This is a genomic window from Pseudomonas sp. Leaf127, assembly GCF_001423155.1.
GTDB classification, from domain to species: domain Bacteria; phylum Pseudomonadota; class Gammaproteobacteria; order Pseudomonadales; family Pseudomonadaceae; genus Aquipseudomonas; species Aquipseudomonas ovata.
Window position 1 is genome coordinate 593,588 of record NZ_LMOA01000022.1, and the last position, 18,972, is coordinate 612,559.

General features: G+C 62.3%; 13 protein-coding genes. 9 read left to right on the forward strand and 4 right to left on the reverse strand.

The window, feature by feature from the left end:
- Positions 1 to 148: 148 nt before the first annotated feature.
- The 5 genes from ASF84_RS20510 (at position 149) to azu (ending at position 10,132) form a co-directional block, all read left to right on the forward strand.
- Positions 149 to 2,461, forward strand: coding sequence for a YgiQ family radical SAM protein (locus ASF84_RS20510; protein WP_056840675.1), 2,313 nt, complete (start codon positions 149 to 151; stop codon positions 2,459 to 2,461).
- Between the two features lie 290 nt (positions 2,462 to 2,751).
- On the forward strand, positions 2,752 to 6,048 hold the full coding sequence (locus tag ASF84_RS20515; RefSeq protein WP_056840676.1) for a transglutaminase family protein: 3,297 nt from the start codon (positions 2,752 to 2,754) through the stop codon (positions 6,046 to 6,048).
- 155 nt (positions 6,049 to 6,203) lie between these two features.
- Positions 6,204 to 8,699 (forward strand): circularly permuted type 2 ATP-grasp protein, encoded by a 2,496-nt coding sequence (locus tag ASF84_RS20520; protein ID WP_056840677.1) that lies wholly within the window; start codon positions 6,204 to 6,206, stop codon positions 8,697 to 8,699.
- Entirely contained in the window at positions 8,699 to 9,592 is an 894-nt protein-coding gene (locus ASF84_RS20525) for a transglutaminase family protein (RefSeq protein ID WP_056840678.1), read from the forward strand. The genes ASF84_RS20520 and ASF84_RS20525 overlap by 1 nt, the downstream gene beginning before the upstream one ends.
- A 93-nt stretch (positions 9,593 to 9,685) precedes the next feature.
- A complete protein-coding gene (gene azu / locus ASF84_RS20530) occupies positions 9,686 to 10,132 on the forward strand; it encodes an azurin (RefSeq protein ID WP_056840679.1) in 447 nt (148 codons plus the stop codon).
- 122 nt (positions 10,133 to 10,254) lie between these two features.
- Here the strand turns inward: azu and nadE are convergent, their stop codons facing one another.
- Together nadE and pncB are read right to left on the reverse strand one after the other, a co-directional pair.
- A complete protein-coding gene (gene nadE, locus ASF84_RS20535) occupies positions 10,255 to 11,082 on the reverse strand; it encodes an ammonia-dependent NAD(+) synthetase (RefSeq protein WP_056840680.1) in 828 nt (275 codons plus the stop codon).
- Between the two features lie 32 nt (positions 11,083 to 11,114).
- On the reverse strand, positions 11,115 to 12,326 hold the full coding sequence (gene pncB, locus ASF84_RS20540) for a nicotinate phosphoribosyltransferase (protein WP_056840681.1): 1,212 nt from the start codon (positions 12,324 to 12,326) through the stop codon (positions 11,115 to 11,117).
- Between the two features lie 330 nt (positions 12,327 to 12,656).
- Here pncB and ASF84_RS20545 point away from each other — a divergent pair, with 330 nt between their 5' ends.
- Positions 12,657 to 13,610: a hypothetical protein gene (locus ASF84_RS20545; protein ID WP_156684311.1), complete on the forward strand. Its 954-nt coding sequence runs from the start codon at positions 12,657 to 12,659 to the stop codon at positions 13,608 to 13,610.
- A 122-nt stretch (positions 13,611 to 13,732) separates the two neighbouring features.
- Here ASF84_RS20545 and ASF84_RS20550 read toward each other — a convergent pair whose 3' ends face one another.
- Positions 13,733 to 14,689 (reverse strand): GlxA family transcriptional regulator, encoded by a 957-nt coding sequence (locus ASF84_RS20550; protein WP_056840824.1) that lies wholly within the window; start codon positions 14,687 to 14,689, stop codon positions 13,733 to 13,735.
- 199 nt (positions 14,690 to 14,888) lie between these two features.
- Between ASF84_RS20550 and ASF84_RS20555 the strand changes: the two genes are divergently transcribed.
- Positions 14,889 to 15,227, forward strand: coding sequence for a hypothetical protein (locus tag ASF84_RS20555; RefSeq protein WP_056840683.1), 339 nt, complete (start codon positions 14,889 to 14,891; stop codon positions 15,225 to 15,227).
- Here ASF84_RS20555 and ASF84_RS20560 read toward each other — a convergent pair.
- On the reverse strand, positions 15,200 to 16,168 hold the full coding sequence (locus ASF84_RS20560) for a hypothetical protein (RefSeq protein ID WP_056840684.1): 969 nt from the start codon (positions 16,166 to 16,168) through the stop codon (positions 15,200 to 15,202). The two genes, ASF84_RS20555 and ASF84_RS20560, sit on opposite strands and share 28 nt — an antisense overlap.
- Before the next feature lie 587 nt (positions 16,169 to 16,755).
- Here ASF84_RS20560 and ASF84_RS20565 point away from each other — a divergent pair.
- Positions 16,756 to 17,892 carry a branched-chain amino acid ABC transporter substrate-binding protein gene (locus ASF84_RS20565; RefSeq protein ID WP_056840685.1) on the forward strand — a complete coding sequence of 379 codons (1,137 nt, stop codon included), beginning with the start codon at positions 16,756 to 16,758 and terminating at the stop codon, positions 17,890 to 17,892.
- 163 nt (positions 17,893 to 18,055) lie between these two features.
- Positions 18,056 to 18,970, forward strand: coding sequence for an ABC transporter permease subunit (locus ASF84_RS20570; protein ID WP_056840686.1), 915 nt, complete (start codon positions 18,056 to 18,058; stop codon positions 18,968 to 18,970).
- Positions 18,971 to 18,972: the final 2 nt, after the last annotated feature.

Consider the following 18,972-nt stretch of genomic DNA (forward strand, 5'->3'; position numbering starts at 1 on the left):
ACGCGAGTCTTGTAGCCGCGTCCCTGCACCGACCTCTACCTGATAATCCGACCATCCCGGTCGGACTTGATCATTTTTTGTGCTATATTGCGCGCCGCGAATTCCCAGACGCGATCCGCCTCCCCTGACACCAACACCGGTCACCGTCATGCAAGCAGCCAAGCCGTTATTTGACTATCCCAAGTACTGGGCCGAATGTTTCGGGCCTGCGCCTTTCCTGCCGATGAGCCGGGAAGAGATGGATCAGTTGGGATGGGATTCGTGCGACATCATCATCATCTCCGGTGATGCCTACGTCGATCATCCATCCTTTGGCATGGCGATCATCGGCCGGCTGCTGGAGTCCCAGGGCTTCCGCGTCGGGATCATTGCCCAGCCGGACTGGACTTCCAAGGATGACTTCATGAAGCTCGGCGAGCCGAACCTGTTCTTCGGGGTCGCGGCCGGCAACATGGACTCGATGATCAACCGCTACACCGCCGACAAGAAGATCCGCTCCGACGACGCCTACACGCCGGGCGGCATGGCCGGCAAGCGTCCTGATCGCGCCAGCCTGGTGTACAGCCAGCGCTGCAAGGAAGCCTACAAGCATGTGCCAATCGTGCTCGGCGGCATCGAGGCTTCGCTGCGCCGCATCGCCCACTACGATTACTGGCAGGACAAGGTCCGCCACTCGATCCTGGTCGACGCCTGCGCCGACATCCTGCTGTACGGCAACGCCGAGCGCGCCGTGGTCGAGGTTGCCCAGCGCCTGTCCTACGGGCAGAAGATCGAAGACATCACCGATGTGCGTGGCACCGTGTTCGTGCGCCGCGACACGCCCAAGGGCTGGTACGAGGTCGACTCGACCCGCATCGACCGGCCGGGCAAGGTCGACAAGATCATCAACCCGTATGTGAACACCCAGGACACCGAGGCCTGCGCCATCGAGCAGTCCAAGGGCGAGGTCGAAGACCCCAACGAAGCCAAGGTCGTGCAGATTCTCGAAAGCCCGCGCATGACCCGCGACAAGACCGTAATCCGCCTGCCGTCGTTCGAGAAAGTGCGCAACGACCCGGTGCTTTATGCCCACGCCAACCGCGTGCTGCACCTGGAAACCAACCCGGGCAACGCCCGTGCGCTGGTGCAGAAGCATGGTGACACCGACATCTGGCTCAACCCGCCACCGATTCCGATGACCACCGAAGAAATGGACTACGTGTTCGGCATGCCTTATGCGCGCGTGCCACACCCGGCGTACGGCAAGGAAAAGATTCCGGCCTACGACATGATCCGTTTCTCGGTCAATATCATGCGTGGCTGCTTCGGCGGCTGCACCTTCTGCTCGATCACCGAGCACGAAGGCCGCATCATCCAGAACCGCTCCCACGAGTCGATCATTCGCGAGATCGAAGAGATCCGCGACAAGGTGCCGGGCTTCACCGGGGTGATCTCCGACCTCGGCGGGCCGACTGCCAACATGTACCGCATCGCCTGCAAGAGCCCGGAAATCGAATCGGCCTGCCGCAAGCCCTCGTGCGTGTTCCCTGGCATCTGCCCGAACCTGAACACCGACCACTCGGCGCTGATCAAGCTGTACCGCAGTGCCCGTGCCTTGCCAGGCGTGAAGAAAATCCTGATTGCCTCGGGCCTGCGCTACGACCTGGCCGTCGAGTCGCCGGAATACGTCAAGGAACTGGTGACCCATCACGTGGGCGGCTACCTGAAGATTGCCCCGGAACACACCGAGGAAGGCCCGCTCAACCAGATGATGAAGCCGGGCATCGGCAGCTACGACCGCTTCAAGCGCATGTTCGAGAAGTACTCGAAAGAGGCGGGCAAGGAGCAGTACCTGATCCCGTACTTCATCGCCGCCCACCCGGGCACCACCGACGAAGACATGATGAACCTGGCGCTGTGGCTCAAGGGCAACGGCTTCCGTGCCGACCAGGTGCAGGCGTTCTACCCCTCGCCGATGGCCTCGGCGACCGCCATGTACCACTCCGGCAAGAACCCGCTGCGCAAGGTCACCTACAAGAGCGACAACCTGACCATCGTCAAGAGCGATGAGCAGCGCCGCCTGCACAAGGCCTTCCTGCGCTACCACGATCCGAAGGGCTGGCCGATGCTGCGCGAAGCGCTGGAACGCATGGGCCGTAGCGACCTGATCGGGCCGGGCAAGGATCAGTTGATCCCGTTGCACCAGCCGGCGACCGACAGCTACCAGAGCGCCCGTCGCAAGAACTCGACGCCGTCGGGCAGCCACAAGGTCGGCAAGAGCGATGTCACCAAAGGCAGCGGCAAGATCCTGACCCAGCACACCGGCCTGCCACCGCGTGCCAGTGACGGCAGCAAGCCGTGGGACAAGCGCGAACAGGCCAAGGCCGCCGCCGAAGCCCGCAACAAACAGGCCGCGCGCGACCGCGCCCAGGCCAAGAAGGGCGGCAACAAGCCGACGCGACAGCCCGTCTTGCCACGCTGAGACCGTTTGCCTGACGGCAAGACGCCAACCTTCGGGTTGGCGTCTTGCGTTTGGGCGTGCAGCCTGCAGGGCTGACCAGCCCCACTGGCTGACGGTTGGCGCCCATCGCCTGCGCCGGCCATTGCGCCCTTTTTGTGTGCGCATCTGCGCACGCACAATGAACTCTGGCGCCAAGGTGGTGCTCGGCCTGCCTTTAGGCGCATTATTCAGGCCTTGGGCGCCGGGCCTGTCGCCGATGGCATAAGTCTTGCGCGGCCCAGGCACTTGTTCAGGCTCGCAGGAGGCACGCCGTGTCGATTCATATCGCCTTGCATCACGTCACGCATTACCGCTACGAACGCGCAGTCGAACTCGGGCCTCAAGTGGTACGCCTGCGGCCGGCTGCCCATAGCCGCACGCGGGTGCTGTCCTACTCGCTCAAGGTGCTGCCGGACAACCACTTCATCAACTGGCAGCAGGACCCGCAGGGCAACTACCTGGCACGCCTGGTCTTCCCCGAGAAGACCAACGAGTTGCGTATCGAGGTCGACCTGGTCGCGGAAATGGCGGTGTTCAACCCGTTCGACTTTTTCCTCGAGCCCTATGCCGAAAAGATTCCGTTCACCTACGCCAGCGAAGAGCTGCGTGAACTGGCGCCGTACCTGGAAAAGCTGCCGCTGACGCCGAAGTTCGAGGCCTACTTGCAAGGCATTGCGCGCGAGCCGTTGCCGAGCATCGATTTTCTGGTAGCGCTCAACCAGCGGGTCAACAGCGACATCGGCTACCTGATCCGCATGGAGCCCGGGGTGCAAACCCCTGAGCATACATTGAGCAATGCCTCCGGCTCATGCCGGGACTCGGCCTGGCTGCTGGTGCAGTTGCTGCGTCACCTAGGGTTGGCGGCACGCTTCGTGTCCGGTTACCTGATCCAGCTCAAGGCCGATGTCCAGGCGCTGGACGGCCCGTCCGGCACCGACGTGGACTTCACCGACCTGCACGCCTGGTGCGAGGTGTATCTGCCGGGCGCCGGTTGGGTCGGCCTGGACGCCACCTCCGGCCTGCTGGCCGGTGAAGGGCATATTCCGCTGGCCTGCAGCCCGGAGCCGTCGTCGGCGGCGCCGATCAGCGGGCTGGTCGAGCCGTGCGAAAGCGAATTCAGCCACGAGATGTCGGTAACCCGCATCTGGGAAGCACCGCGCGTGACCCAGCCGTACACCGACACGCAGTGGGACGAGATTCTTGCGCTCGGGCAACAGATTGACCGTGACCTGGAGCAGGGCGATGTGCGCCTGACCATGGGCGGCGAGCCCACCTTCGTGTCCATCGACGACCGCGACGGCGCCGAATGGAACACCGCCGCCCTGGGCCCTAACAAGCGACGCCTGTCGGCGCAATTGTTCCAGCGCCTGCGCGAGCATTACGCGCCCGGCAGCCTGGTGCATTTCGGCCAGGGCAAGTGGTATCCCGGCGAGCAACTGCCGCGCTGGTCGCTGAACTGCTTCTGGCGCAAGGACGGCCAGCCAGTGTGGCGCAATCCCGAGCTGGTCGCCGATGAGCAGCGTGATCATGGCGCCACCAGCGAACTGGCCGCCCGCTTCCTGGCCAGTGTCGCCGAACGCCTGGGCGTGGCCTCGCGCTTCGTGTTCCCGGCGTATGAAGACAATTTCTACTACCTGTGGCGCGAAGGCCAGTTGCCGGTCAACGTCAGTGCCATCGACGCGCGGCTGAGCGACGAGATGGAGCGTGCGCGCTTGCGCAAGGTGTTCCATCAGGGCCTGGACAAGGTCATCGGCCAGGTGCTGCCGCTGGCCCGTACCGCTGCCGGCGAGCAGTGGCAGAGTGGGCGCTGGTACCTGCGTGATGAACATTGCCGCCTGGTGCCGGGCGATTCGGCGCTGGGCTATCGCCTGCCGTTGGCCTCGCAGCCCTGGGTCAAGGCGGCTGAATACCCGTTCATTCACCCCAATGATCCCAATCAGGATTTCCCGGCGCTGGCGGATGCCGCCAGTCTGGCCACGGCGGCGCCTGCTAGCGCAGACGACACCGAGCGCACACCGGAAATCGACGAGTCTGCCGACTGGCTGACCCGCACCGCACTGTGTGCCGAAGTGCGCGAAGGGCGCCTGTACCTGTTCCTGCCACCGTTGCAGAAACTTGAGGAATTCCTGGAGCTGGTGGCCGTGATCGAGGCCACCGCCGAAGAGCTGCAGTGCCCGGTCCTGCTCGAAGGCTACGAGCCGCCGAGCGATCCGCGCCTGGCCAACTTCCGCATCACCCCGGACCCGGGTGTGATCGAGGTCAACGTGCAGCCGTCCGCCAGTTGGGATGAGCTGGTCGAGCGCACCGAGTTTCTTTACGAGCAGGCGCGCCTGACCCGCCTGACCACCGAGAAATTCATGATCGACGGGCGCCACACCGGCACCGGCGGTGGCAACCATTTCGTGCTCGGTGGCGCGACGCCCGGCGATTCGCCGTTCCTGCGCCGTCCTGACCTGCTGCGCAGCCTGATCAGCTACTGGCATAACCACCCCTCGCTGTCGTACCTGTTTTCCGGGCTGTTCATCGGCCCGACCTCCCAGGCGCCGCGCATCGACGAGGCGCGCAACGACTCGTTGTACGAGCTGGAAATTGCCTTTGCGCAAATGCCGGCCCCCGGCGAGGAGGTCGCGCCCTGGCTGGTCGACCGTTTGCTGCGCAACCTGTTGATCGATGTCACCGGCAACACGCACCGCGCCGAGTTCTGCATCGACAAACTGTATTCGCCCGACAGCGCCAGCGGCCGCCTGGGCCTGCTGGAGCTGCGCGCCTTCGAGATGCCGCCGCATGCGCGCATGAGCCTGGCCCAGCAACTGTTGCTGCGGGCCCTGGTGGCGCGTTTCTGGCGCGAGCCTTACCAGCCCGAGCGGCTGGCGCGCTGGGGCACCGAACTGCATGATCGCTTCATGCTTGCGCATTTCATCGAGCAGGATTTTGCCGATGTCATCACCGAACTCAACGAGGCAGGGTATCCGCTGAAAGCCGAGTGGTTCGCCGCGCACCTGGAATTTCGTTTTCCCAAGGTGGGCGACTACGAGGTCAATGGCATCGAGCTGGAACTGCGCCAGGCGCTGGAGCCCTGGCATGTGCTGGGTGAGGAGGGTTCCGGCGGCGGGGCGGTGCGCTACGTCGACTCCTCGCTGGAACGGCTCCAGGTGCGCCTCAAGGGCCTTGCGCCGCAGCGCTACGTGCTGACCTGCAACGGCATTCCGGTGCCGCTGCAACCGACCGGTACGGTGGGTGAGTTCGTGGCCGGGGTGCGTTACCGTGCCTGGCAGCCTTCCAATTGCCTGCAACCGACCATCCCGGTGCATGCGCCGCTGGTTTTCGACCTGGTAGACACCTGGATGCAGCGCTCACTGGGTGGCTGCGAGTATCATGTCGCCCATCCGGGCGGGCGCAACTACGAGACCCTGCCGGTCAACGGCAACGAAGCGGAAAGCCGGCGCCTGGCGCGCTTTTTCCGTTTCGGTCATACACCGGGCAAACTCAGTGTGCCGGCGCTCAATATTAACGCCGAGCTGCCGATGACGCTGGATATGCGCCGCCACCGACCGGCGCCCCGGGACTGACCGATCGTGATTGACGGCCCGCCGCCTTGCATGACCTGCAAGGCGGCGTAAAAACGTAGCGAGCACAATCGTTTCATACGACCGCACTCGGCAGCACCGTAGTGACATCCGTGTGAGTCAACCTGTCGTACCCATCGCCATCTGCCGAGCCTTGCATGCCTGATCTGCTTGACTGTTACCCCTTTTCGCCGGGGACCTACCACGAGATGCTCGACGCCCCAGGCACGTTGCGTGCGCACTGGCGGCGCCTGCATGCGCATCTGCAACGCAGCAGTCCGACGCAACTGGTGCAGCGTCAGGCCTTGCTGACCCGGCAGATCCAGGAAAACGGCGTGACCTACAACGTCTATGCCGACCCCAAGGGCGCCGACCGGCCCTGGGAGCTGGACCTGTTGCCGCATGTGATTGCGGCCGATGAATGGCAACAGATCGAAGCCGGCATCGCCCAGCGTGCACGCCTGCTCAATGCCGTGCTGGCCGACCTTTACGGGCCGCAGACCCTGATCGCCGAAGGCTTGCTGCCGGCCGAACTGGTGTTCGGACACGACAACTTCCTGTGGCCATGCCAAGGCATGAAACCGCCCGAAGGCACCTTTCTGCACATGTATGCAGTGGACCTGGCACGCACCCCTGACGGACGCTGGTGGGTGACTGCCGACCGTACCCAGGCACCCTCGGGCGCCGGTTATGCCCTGGAAAACCGCCAGAGCGTTGCCCGCGCCCTGCCGGAAATCTACCGCGACCTCAAGGTCCGTCACCTGGCGGGTTTTTTCGACACCTTGCAGCAGACCCTGGCCCGCCAGGCGCCGGCCGACCAGGAGGCGCCGCTGGTGGTGCTGCTGACGCCGGGACGTTTCAACGAAAGCTACTTTGAACACCTGTACCTGGCGCGCCACCTGGGTTACCCGCTGGTCGAAGGCGGCGACCTCACGGTGCGTGATGCCAAGGTCTACCTCAAGACCCTGAGCGGCCTGCGCCGGGTTCACGCCATCATGCGCCGGCTCGACGACGACTTCTGCGACCCGCTGGAGCTGCGCACCGATTCGGCCCTGGGCGTGCCGGGGCTGCTTGAAGCGGTACGCCAGGGCCAGGTACTGGTAGCCAACGCACTGGGCAGCGGCGTGCTGGAATCGCCCGGCCTGCTGGGGTTCCTGCCCAAGATCTGCGAGCACCTGTTCGGCGAAACGCTGCTGTTGCCGTCGATCGCGACCTGGTGGTGCGGTGAGCCGCCAGTGCTGGAGCAGGCGCTGGAGAAACTGCCCGACCTGCTGTTCAAGCCGACCTTTCCGTCGCAACGTTTTGCGCCGGTGTTCGGTCGTGACCTGGATGACACGCAGCGCGAGGCTTTGGCTCGGCGCATTCAGGCGCGTCCCTACGCCTATGTGGCCCAGGAACTGGCGCAGTTGTCCCAGGCACCGGTGTTACAGGACGACGGTACCGCCCTGGAGCCGCGTGCGATTGGCATGCGCCTGTACGCGGTGGCCAGCGAAGAAGGCTACCGGGTATTGCCTGGCGGCCTGACCCGTGTCGCGGCGCAAGCCAATGCCGACGTGGTGTCGATGCAGCGTGGCGGGGCCAGCAAGGACACCTGGGTGCTGGGCGAGCGTGCCCATGCCAGCGAACCCTGGAAGGGGCGGCGCAGCATCGGCGTGCATGACCTGATTCGCCGCGACCCCTACCTGCCGTCGCGGGTGGTGGAAAACCTGTTCTGGTTCGGCCGTTACAGCGAACGCTGCGACGACAGTGCGCGGCTGCTGCGCATCATGCTGGCGCGCTACATCGACGGCGACGACCCGTTGGCCTTGCAGGCGGCGGTCGAACTGGCCGAGCGCCTGGGACTGCTGCCCGAGGTCGAAGAAGACGAGACCCTGGAGCAGCGCCTGCTGACCGCTGTTGTAGGGGAAGACTGGGTGTTCAGCCTGCGCGCCAGCCTGCAGCGCTTGCAGTGGGCCGCCTCGCAGGTGCGCGGCAAGCTGTCCCGGGAAAACTGGCAGGCGCTGATCGAGTTGCAGCGCGAAGCCCAGAGCCTGGAAACCGAGACGCCGGACTTTGGCGAGTTGCTGGACTTTCTTAACCGCCTGGTGATGTCGCTGGCGGCGCTGTCCGGGTTTGCCCTGGACGACATGACCCGTGACGAAGGCTGGAGCTTTCTGATGATCGGCCGGCGCATCGAACGCCTGCGCTTTCTCAGCAACACCCTGGCGGCCTTTCTGCGCGGGGCGGCGGTCAAGGACCAGCCGGCGCTGGAGTGGCTGCTGGAGCTGGGCAACAGCAGCATCACCTACCGCTCGCGCTACATGGCCGTGCCGCAGCTGATCCCGGTGCTGGACCTGCTGCTGCTCGACGAGCAGAACCCGCATGCCGTGCTGTTCCAGCTCAAGCAGGTGTCGCGCTCGTTGCGGCGCCTGAACGAAACCTTCGACTCGCCGCGTGACAACAGCCTGGCTGACCTGTCCCGGCAGTTGGCGCGTGTTGACCTGGGCAACCTGGAAAACCCGTTGTTCGGTGACAGCGGCGTGGCCTCGGCGCTGGAAGCGCTGGCCGACCTGTTGCAAGCCGTGGGCGATGCCAGTGGCCAGGTCTCCGATCGCCTGGCACTGCGCCATTTTGCCCATGTCGATGATGTCAGCCAGCGTACGGTGTCCGTCTGATGAGTGCTCACTACCAGATCTTTCACGATACTCACTACCACTACGACAGCCCGGTCTCGCTGGCTCAGCAACTGGCGCACCTGTGGCCACGCAACAGTCCGTGGCAGCGCTGCCTGGAGCAGCAACTGGAAATCAGCCCGGTGCCGACCATGCGCCGCGACGAGCTGGATGTGTTCGGCAACCCGGTGACCCGCCTGGCCTTCGAGCGCCCGCACGACGAGTTGCAGATCAATGCCCAATTGCGCGTCGAGGTGCTCGAGCGTCCGGTGCTGGACTTCGAACAGTCCAGCGCCTGGGAGCTGACCCGCAATGCCCTGACCTACAGCGCCCAGCCCTTGAATGCCAACATTCTGGATGCCTGTCGCTATCGCTTCGAATCGCCCTACATTCACCTCAAGCGTGCGTTCACGGACTTCTCCGACGACTGCTTCGTGCCGGGTCGCCCGGTACTGCTGGGCGCCCAGGCCTTGATGGAAAAGATCTTCAAGGAGTTCACCTTCGACGCCGAGGCCACCCAGGTTGCCACGCCGCTGGTGGAAGTGCTGGAGCGCCGGCGCGGGGTTTGCCAGGACTTCGCCCACCTGATGCTTGCCTGCCTGCGCTCGCGTGGCCTGGCGGCGCGCTATATCAGCGGCTACCTGCTGACCCAGCCACCTCCCGGCCAGCCCCGGCTGATCGGCGCCGATGCCTCGCACGCCTGGGTGTCGGTGTTCTGTCCGGCCCTGGGTTGGGTCGATTTCGACCCGACCAACAATATCCAGCCGGCGCTGGAGCACATCACCCTGGCCTGGGGCCGGGATTTTTCCGATGTATCGCCCCTGCGCGGTGTGATCCTGGGTGGCGGCAGCCATGACCCGGAAGTCAGCGTGACGGTGATGCCGGTCGAAGGCTGACCGCAGGCGGCGTCACGTTGCCGCAGATGATTGGAACCCTGGCCCGGATCAGGCAGTCTTCTCGGCACACCCTATTATTCTCAGGAGTTTTACATGAGCGCCAAGCTTGTGATGCTGTCCCTGTTGACCCTGGCCAGCGGCCAGGTGCTGGCCGCCGAATGCAAGGCCACGGTCGAGTCCAACGACATGATGCAATTCACCACCCCGGCCGTTGAAATCGACAAGAGCTGCAAGACTTTCACCGTCGAGCTCAAGCACATCGGCAACCTGCCCAGGAATGTCATGGGCCACAACTGGGTGCTGACCAAAGAGAGCGACATGCAAGGCGTCGCCACCGATGGCATGAGCGCCAGTATCGATAACGGTCATATCAAGGAAGGCGACACCCGCGTCATCGCCCATACCAAACTGATCGGTGGCGGTGAAAGCGATTCGGTGACCTTCGATGTCTCGAAGCTCGATCCGGCAGAAAAATACAAATTCTTCTGCTCGTTCCCTGGCCACGTCGCCGTGATGCAAGGCGATGTAATCCTGAAGTAATTCCGTTCAGAACCCTGCAGAATCCCGTAGTACCGACTGGGCGGCGATCCGCTTCAGCCGGGAACGGCGCACCACGGTATCGGGAAAGGCCATGACACCCCTCAGGCCCTTCCCGCCAGCCATCAAGGCGCGTAAGGCAATTCCCGCTTGTGCTGGGTCTTGGCATAGGTCTCGCTGATGATCCTGAACGCCTCTTCACGCACCGGCTCGCCATGCAGAAAGGCATCGATCTCGGTATAGGTCACGCCATGCGCCGCCTCGTCCGGCTTGCCGGGGGCCAGGTCTTCCAGATCGGCAGTGGGCACTTTCTCTACCAGAAACTCCGGCGCACCAAAACTGCGGGCGATAGCACGCACCTGGTTCTTCACCAGGCCGCTCAGCGGTGCCAGGTCGCAGGCGCCATCACCAAACTTGGTGAAAAAGCCCATCACCGCCTCAGCCGCATGGTCCGTGCCGATCACCAGGCCCTGGCAGGCACCCGCGATGGTGTACTGCGCCACCATGCGTGCACGGGCCTTGGTATTGCCGACCACGAAATCCACGGCTGCCGGTGTCTGGTCGTCGAACGCCCTGACCTCGGCCACCAGAGCCTTGACACTGGGGCCGATATTCACGGTATGGCGCTCATCCGGGGCAATGAAGTCCACGGCGGCGGTGGCTTCGTGCTCATCATGCTGGACGTGATAAGGCAGGCGTACCGCCACAAAGCGATAGGCAGTGTCGCCGGTGCTTTCGCGCAGCTCACGCACCGCACGCTGGGCCAGCAAGCCTGCAGCCAGGGAATCGACGCCGCCACTGATGCCCAGTACCAGGGCCTTGAGGCGGGCATTGCGCAGGCATTGCTTGATGAACTCGACACGTCGGGTCACTTCGGCCTGCAGCGCAGCGTCATCGGCAAACGGCGGCTGGACCTTGAGGTGTTCGGCAATCTGGCGTTGTAGGGCTTGCATGAAACGCTCCTTGTGAAATGAGGATTGGAGACTTATTTGCCGGGCTCTGCGGGCACCTTGAACACATGGCGCAGGTAGGCGACAAAGTTGGGATCCTTGCACTGGGCCTTGCCCGGCTCATCGGAAATCTTCGCCACCGGCTGGCCGGCGCAGGCCGTCATTTTCAGCACCATGTTCATCGGTTTGACACCCGGAATGTCGGCCGTCAGGTTGGTGCCGATACCAAAACTGACATTGATGCGCCCGCGCAGTGCCCGAAAAATCTCCAGGGCGCGTGGCAGGCTCAGGCCATCGGAAAACACCAGGGTCTTGCTCATCGGCTCGATGCCCAGCTTATGGTAGTGGGCAATGCATTTTTCGGCCCACTTCACCGGGTCACCCGAGTCATGCCGCAAACCGTCGAACAGCTTGGCAAAATACAGATCGAAATCGCTCAGGAAGGCATCGGTGGTGATGCAGTCGGTCAGGGCAATACCCAGCAGGCCGCGGTATTCGCGCACCCAGCAGTCGAGGGCGGCGCTCTGGCTGTCGATCAGCCGTGGCCCCAGTTGCTGGTGCGCCATGATCCACTCATGGGCCATGGTGCCCAGTGGTTTGATGTCCATTTTCTGCGCCAGGTGCACATTGCTGGTGCCGACGAACTGGCCGGGGAAATCGCGCTTGAGCACTTCGACCACGGTTTCCTGCACGGCATAGGAAAAGCGTCGGCGCGTACCGAAGTCGGCGACTTTCAGTTCCGCCAGTTCATCGGCAGCAGCATTGGCGCTCAACCAGTCGAACTTGGCGTGCAACTGGTCGCGGGCCTGATCGAGGATGATTTCCGGATGCCGGTGACGATTGCGCACCTCGCTGACAATGGCCAGCAGCGGTACTTCAAAGAGAATCACATGCAGCCACGGCCCGTGCAGGCGAATGCACAATTCATCGTTCTCGACACTGGCCTTTACATAACGTGTATTGAAGCGGAACAGGCCGAGAAAGCGCAGGAAATCCGGCTTCAGAAAGGTGATGTTTTCCAGGAAGCCCAGTTGCTCGTCACCCAGCGACAGCTCGCACAACCGCTCGATCTGCTGGCGAATTTCCGGCAGGTAAGGGCGCAGGTCCTCGCCATTGCGGCAGCGAAACTCCCATTCCACATCCACGTTCGGGTAGTTGTGCAGCACGGCCTGCATCATGGTCAGCTTGTAGAAATCGGTGTCGATCAGGTTCTGCACGATGCGTTCGGAGAAAGCGCTCTCGCTCATCGGGTGACTCCGGCATGGCCGCGCGCACGGCGCGACCTGGACAAAAGTAGGTTTGGCAGCACGAGGCTCAAGGGTCAGGCCGCCTGATCGATGTGCGTACCGAGAGCGACATGATGCCAGCGGTGGAGGGCGAGGGGGGATTTCTTTCATCAGGACAGGGGCGTGAGCGGGTTATTTCAACATCGCTTACTTGATAAGGGATAAGTTCGTATGGTGTGTAGGATTTATCCTGAAGTTATGTAAGTGGTGTCTTTGAATTAAGGCGGTCGGTAGACTTTTTCTGGTCGCAGTGTAGGGTTTTCATCTCAATGGAGTGTTGAAGGTATTTTAATGAAACCCAGTTGTTTGCCGGTTAAAGGCACCGTGCTGGCCAGTCTTTTGTTTTTGGCAGGCTGCTCGCAAGAGTTTGCAACCTTGCATTTCGATAATGCCGTGGACAGGAGATTCCAGGTGCCAGGGCGCGAAGAAAAGATGAACTATCGTGAGGCGTTGCTTGATGAGTTATCAAAACGGGACGTCAATGTCGAGCAGCTGGAAGTCCTGCCGGATAAAAAAGATGCCCACGCACTTCACCTTCGTGTCAGTCGCTCACTGGACCCACTGCAAAGGGCGCGCATTCAGCATTATCTTGCACAGCAGCTGGATGATCGCAAGGCGGCCAGCTATGCCGCCACGCTGGACACTTATCCCGAGCGGGTGAAACTTCCAGAGGGCAGAGGCACGCCTGATCTTTCCGAGAGGGCCAGGACGTTCAGTCTTGAGCCCCAAGGCCAGCCGACGATAAACATCCTCAGGGTCGGAAATTATATAGAGCTGGTGTTGAATACAACGTCATCGCTCATGCAGTGTGAGATTTCATATTCCCTGGAAAAGGGCTTGCCTTTTTATACCGTGAGGCTGGTTTCGGATGAGCCGGGGCAGGCGCAAAAGACTGATCATAATGCCGAGGTCACTGGACGCGTGTCCCAGGGTGCCTATGCTGGCGTTATTGAAGCCGACCTCAGGTTTCATGATCCGAAACTGGCCAGGCTTGTTGATGAAGGCAAGGTCGATGTCAGGATGAAATCCAGGCCATTCAAGGGGATCGAGGACCTTAACTTCATTATTGACGGGCTGGGTCATGGCAGTCACCAGAATGGCGCTCTTTCCTCAGGTGCCTATTATGCGCGTCAGCGCCAATGCGACGAGTTGGCAAGGGATTTGGGCAGGCCGTTTTCATTTCATATGGGCGAAGGGCTGGATCGACTGTCCCGTGTGACATTCAAGGGGGGCCGATCAACGTGACAGGTTGACTGGCTTGAACAAGCGGGCCTGCTCCATCCGGACAGGTCCGCCATTCAATTTGACGACCAGAGCGTTGCCTTGGGAATTTGAAAGCCTGGCTACCGTAGACGCGAAGCATGACATTACCGGGGCCCGAAGCGGGCCCGGTGCTCGGCCGGCGTGATGCCGAAGGCCTTGACGAAGCGCCGGATCAGCGTCGACTCATTGCCCAGCCCGCAGCGGTGCGCCAGGGTCTTGAGCGGGCTGCTGGAGGTCACGAGCAGGCGGCGCACCTCTTCAAGGCGCAGCGCCTCAACCCGCTTGCTTGGTGTGTGGCCGGTATGCGCCTGGTATTTGCGCACGAATGTGCGCTCGCTCATGTTCATGTACGCCGCCAGCGCCGCCACGGATAAATCCTTGTCCAGATGAGCCGTCATCCAGGCATGCAGGTCCGAGAACTGCGGGCTTTGGGCTTGCAGGGCAAGGGTTGGGCTGAACTGGTCCTGATCGCCCGGGCGCTTGAGAAACACCACCAGGTGCCGTGCCACTTCCAGGGCCGCTGCGTGCCCAAGGTCCTGCTCGACGATGGCCAGGGCCAGATCGATCCCGGAGGTGACGCCAGCAGAGGTCCACACATTGCCATCGTTGATGAAGATGGGCCCGCGCTTGACCGACACGCTCGGGAAACGCTGTTCCAGTTCATCGTAGGCCGACCAGTGGGTGGTGACGTTGCGACCTTCCAGTTTGCCGGCTGCCGCCAGGGCAAAGACGCCGGTGCAGACTGAAACCAGGCGCTGTGCGGTATGGGTCTGTTCGACAAAACGGGAGAAACCGGGGTCCTGGCAGAACGCCTGGATGCCTGGCCCGCCGGGAACAATAAGGGTATGCGCTGGCGCTGTTTCAGCCTCCAGTGGCTCGGCCTTGAGGGAAAAGCCCGACAGCACGGGCGTGTCGGCCTGCAGCGCAATGATCGAAAGCGAGTAGGGCTGCCAGGGGGGCGTGGCGTAGTGATTGGCGGCGATGAAGACATCCAGTGGCCCGCCCAGGTCCAGCAGGCTGACGCCGGGGTAGGTGACAAACTGTATCAACTTGGCAAGCACGGCAAAGGGCTCCACGACCGACAGCGCGGGTGAGCGTGACCGCTTTGGCGGGAATGATCAATGCTTTGTCATTTTCCGGCCGGGCTGCTCACGTAGTGTGCCCTTGCGTCTGGGGGGCATCTTCCAGACGCGTTCAGGGCCGCGCTGCAGGCCTGAATAAGCGTGCCCATTTATTTCTTCGCGCAGGGAGTCCGATGTCATGCCACGCCTTGTCAGCAATCTGATGGAGTTCGAAACCACAATGGACCCCGCGCTTGGCCAGGCGATCAACAGCATGCTGGCCTTGATCGATGAGCAATCGGAGCACTGTAAAGGCTGCGAGATGCGCCCATCCGGACATGCCAATGGCTGGATCATCGAATGCTCATGGCGTGACACCCGCTCGATGCACGCCCACTTCGCCTCACCGTCCCTGCAGGTGCTTATCAATCTGCTGATTTCACGCTCGACCCGGATTGCTTTTGGTCTGGGTGCCAGTCGGGGCGCGAAGGACGCCAGTGTCAGCGCGGCTCATTCTTCATCCCAGAAGGTCACATAGACCAGGCTGTCGAGGCCGACGCTGGCCTTGAATGAAAAGGGCCGGCCCAAAGCCCGGAGCTGGTCGGTGCAGGTGCGCTTGAGCTGCTCGAGGGTATTCTCGGCTGACTGATCCGCAGGCGCGTCAACGGTGCCCAGAATGAAGTTCAGCATCACGATGGCCGACACTTCGCCGTACGGCACCTTGGGCATGCTGAGTGGACGGGGCCTGATAGCCAGGTGCAGCCGCACCTTGCCCTCGTTCAATAACCCTCTGAGGTCGGCATTCTCGATGTTCAGGGACACCGGAACCTGCACCTTGCGCTGCGCTGCGGATGGCAAGGTCGTGCGCAGTTCTCCTCGCATATTCGGCGTCCCGAGATTGTCGAACATGACCCCTTCGATGGGTTCGAGCCTGGTATACGCCAACCACGCCGGCCGCAGCCCTACCTGCACTGCACACAGCAGCCCCTGGCGCGGCCGCCCGGGCAGGTAGGGCATGTAGGTCTTCGGTAGCAGGGCACGGATTTCCATGTAGGTGTACGGTTCAAAGATGACCGGCTTCAGGGCCGCCTCAACGTCACCGGCGGGAAGGGTGTCGGCGGAATCGACTTTCGCGGTGGTCAGCGACATCTTGAAGGCCGGCTGCTGGCGTGCCTCGATGATGCCCTTGAGGTACCACTTGATCATTTCCTTCTGCCGGTCATCGAGCGCATCCTTGCGCGCCAGCAGGTGCATCACCCAGGGGTCGTCGCTGTCACGCTCGATCTGCAGGGCGCCGGGGGCGATGCCCATTTTTTCGAAGGCGCGCGCCAGCTTCGATTCGTTGGAGTAAGGCGATGCCGCGCTGACCACTTCACTGTTGTGCAGCCCATCGGCTGAAAAGATCAGGGTGGCCAGTTTTTCCTTGCAACCGACCAGCAGCGTGCTCAGTAACAGGATCAGGCAGGTGGAGAACTTCATGGGCGTCCTTGCGGGGTGTGGCTGACTTCGGTGGCGCGTCATGCGCCGGGCTCTTTATACGGATCACGCTCTGGTTTGCAAAGCCAGGGCTGGATATGCAGGCTTGCGTCTGCACCACTGGCAGGGGCCGCGCGCAGGGCGCGAGTTCATGCCCAAATGGAATGACATCCAGCGCATTGCTCGTTTGCCCTTCCTCGTCCGCCCGGTTATCAATACCCTTGCGATCAATCGTACCCGCCGACAGCTTTTCCGGCGTTACGCCCACAATCCACTAATCTCAAAATGGTGCGTCCCGTAGCGTTTCCGCACCGCCAGTGTGCACTTCGGTGACAGATCCGGTTACCGTCAGGTTGCCCATCTCTGGATGGGTGGGTTGCTGCTTTTTGTCTCCCGTGGTTGCGCTTTTTTGTGTGTTGGTTGCAACCAATTGAAACAGACGGTTGCACCTCCTTGTGTTGCTGGCCCGCCGCCGTGCAAATGTTGCTCCGGCGTTGTGTTTTGGAAAAATAAAAAAATGATGGCACGGCGCTTGCTGAAAGCAATTTCGTAGTCGCAGTGCTAACTAAAAAAACCCAGGAGCACCACTCATGTCGCAGACGTTCTACCGGAAAGGCTTTCTTGCAATGGCCGTGGCAACGGCATTGGGCGTGTCGTCTTTTGCGCAGGCGGACGTGAAGATCGGTGTCGCCGGTCCCATGACCGGCGCCAATGCGTCGTTTGGCGAGCAGTATATGAAGGGTGCACAGGCCGCAGCCGATGCCATCAACAAGGCCGGCGGCGTCAATGGCGAGAAGATCGTGCTGGTGGCCGGTGACGATGCGTGCGAGCCCAAGCAGGCCGTGGCTGTGGCCAACCGCCTGGTTGACCAGGACAAGGTCGTGGGCGTGGTCGGGCACTTCTGCTCCTCTTCGACCATTCCGGCTTCTGAGGTGTACAGCGATGCCGGTGTGATCGCTATCACTCCCGGCTCCACCAACCCGACCGTCACCGAGCGCGGGCTCAAGGAAGTGTTCCGCATGTGTGGCCGCGACGACCAGCAGGGCATTGTCGCCGGCGACTACATCGTCGATGTGCTCAAGGGCAAGAAAGTGGCGGTGATCCACGACAAGGACACCTATGGCCAGGGCCTGGCCGATGCGACGCAGAAACAACTGATCGCACGGGGCGTGAAACCGGTGTTGTATGAAGGCCTGACCCGTGGCGAGAAAGACTTCAGCGCCCTGGTCACCAAGATCCGCTCCACCGGCGCCGATGTCGTGTACTTCGGCGGCCTGCACCCCGAGGCCGGCCCACTGGTGCGCCAACTGCGCGAGCAGGGCCTCAAGGACATCAAGTTCATGTCCGACGACGGCATTGTCACCGACGAACTGGTCACCACCGCTGGCGGCGCGCAATACGTCGATGGCGTGTACATGACCTTCGGCGCCGACCCGCGCCTGCTGCCTGACAGCAAGGCGGTGGTCGACGAGTTCCGCAAGTCCGGCTACGAGCCTGAAGGCTATACCCTCTACGCCTATGCCTCGCTGCAGGCGCTGGCCGCCGGCTTCAACGGCGCCAAGTCCAACAAGGGCGACGCCGCCGCTGCATGGCTCAAGGCCAACCCGGTCAAGACCGTCATGGGCGAGAAGACCTGGGATGCCAAGGGCGACCTGAAAATCTCCGACTACGTGGTCTACCAGTGGGACGCGACAGGCAAGTACAAACAACTCGAAAAACAGAAGTAATCCGTCTGCAATAAGCCCCTGCGCCTGAAACGCGGGGGCCGGATACGGGCGCCACAGGCGTGGCCCCGGCTTCTTCCGAGCCTGACTACCTGCTGGCCGCTGTCCTTTGAAGAGGTGCGGCAGGCAGGACCCTGAGCGGCCTTCAAGTGTGTGAGCGTGCGTGATGGACGGTATTTTCCTGCAACAAATGGTCAACGGCCTGACCCTCGGGTCGGTCTACGGCCTGATCGCCATCGGCTACACGATGGTCTACGGCATCATCGGCATGATCAACTTCGCCCACGGCGACGTGTACATGATCTCCGCCTACCTGACCGCCATCGGTCTGGCAGTCCTGTCGTTCTTCGGCATGGAGTCGTTCCCTTTCCTGATTCTGGGCACGCTGGTGTTCACCATCGTGGTCACCGGGGTCTACGGTTTCGTCATCGAGCGGGTGGCCTATAAACCCCTGCGCAACTCGACCCGCCTGGCGCCGCTGATCAGCGCCATCGGTATTTCCCTGATACTGCAGAACTACGCGCAGATCAGCCAGGGTGCTCGCCAGCAAGGCGTGCCCACGCTGCTCGAAGGCGCCTGGCGCTTCGAGATCGGCACCGGCTTCGTGCAGATCACCTACACCAAGATCTTCATCCTGATCGCCGCTTTTGCCGGCATGGCAATCCTGACCTACATCATCAAGTGCACCAAGCTGGGCCGGATGTGCCGCGCCACGCAGCAGGATCGCAAGATGGCGTCGATCCTGGGCATCAACACCGACCGGGTGATTTCCTACGTGTTCATCATCGGTGCTGCCATGGCCGCGCTGGCCGGTGTGCTGATCACCATGAACTACGGCACCTTCGACTTCTATGCCGGCTTCGTCATCGGCATCAAGGCCTTCACCGCGGCGGTGCTGGGCGGCATCGGCTCGTTGCCGGGCGCCATGCTGGGCGGGCTGATCCTGGGCATTGCCGAGGCGCAGTTCTCCGGCCTGATCAACTCCGACTACAAGGACGTGTTCAGCTTCGGCCTGCTGGTATTGATCCTGATCTTCCGTCCCCAAGGCCTGTTGGGTCGCCCACTCGTGGCTAAGGTGTAAGC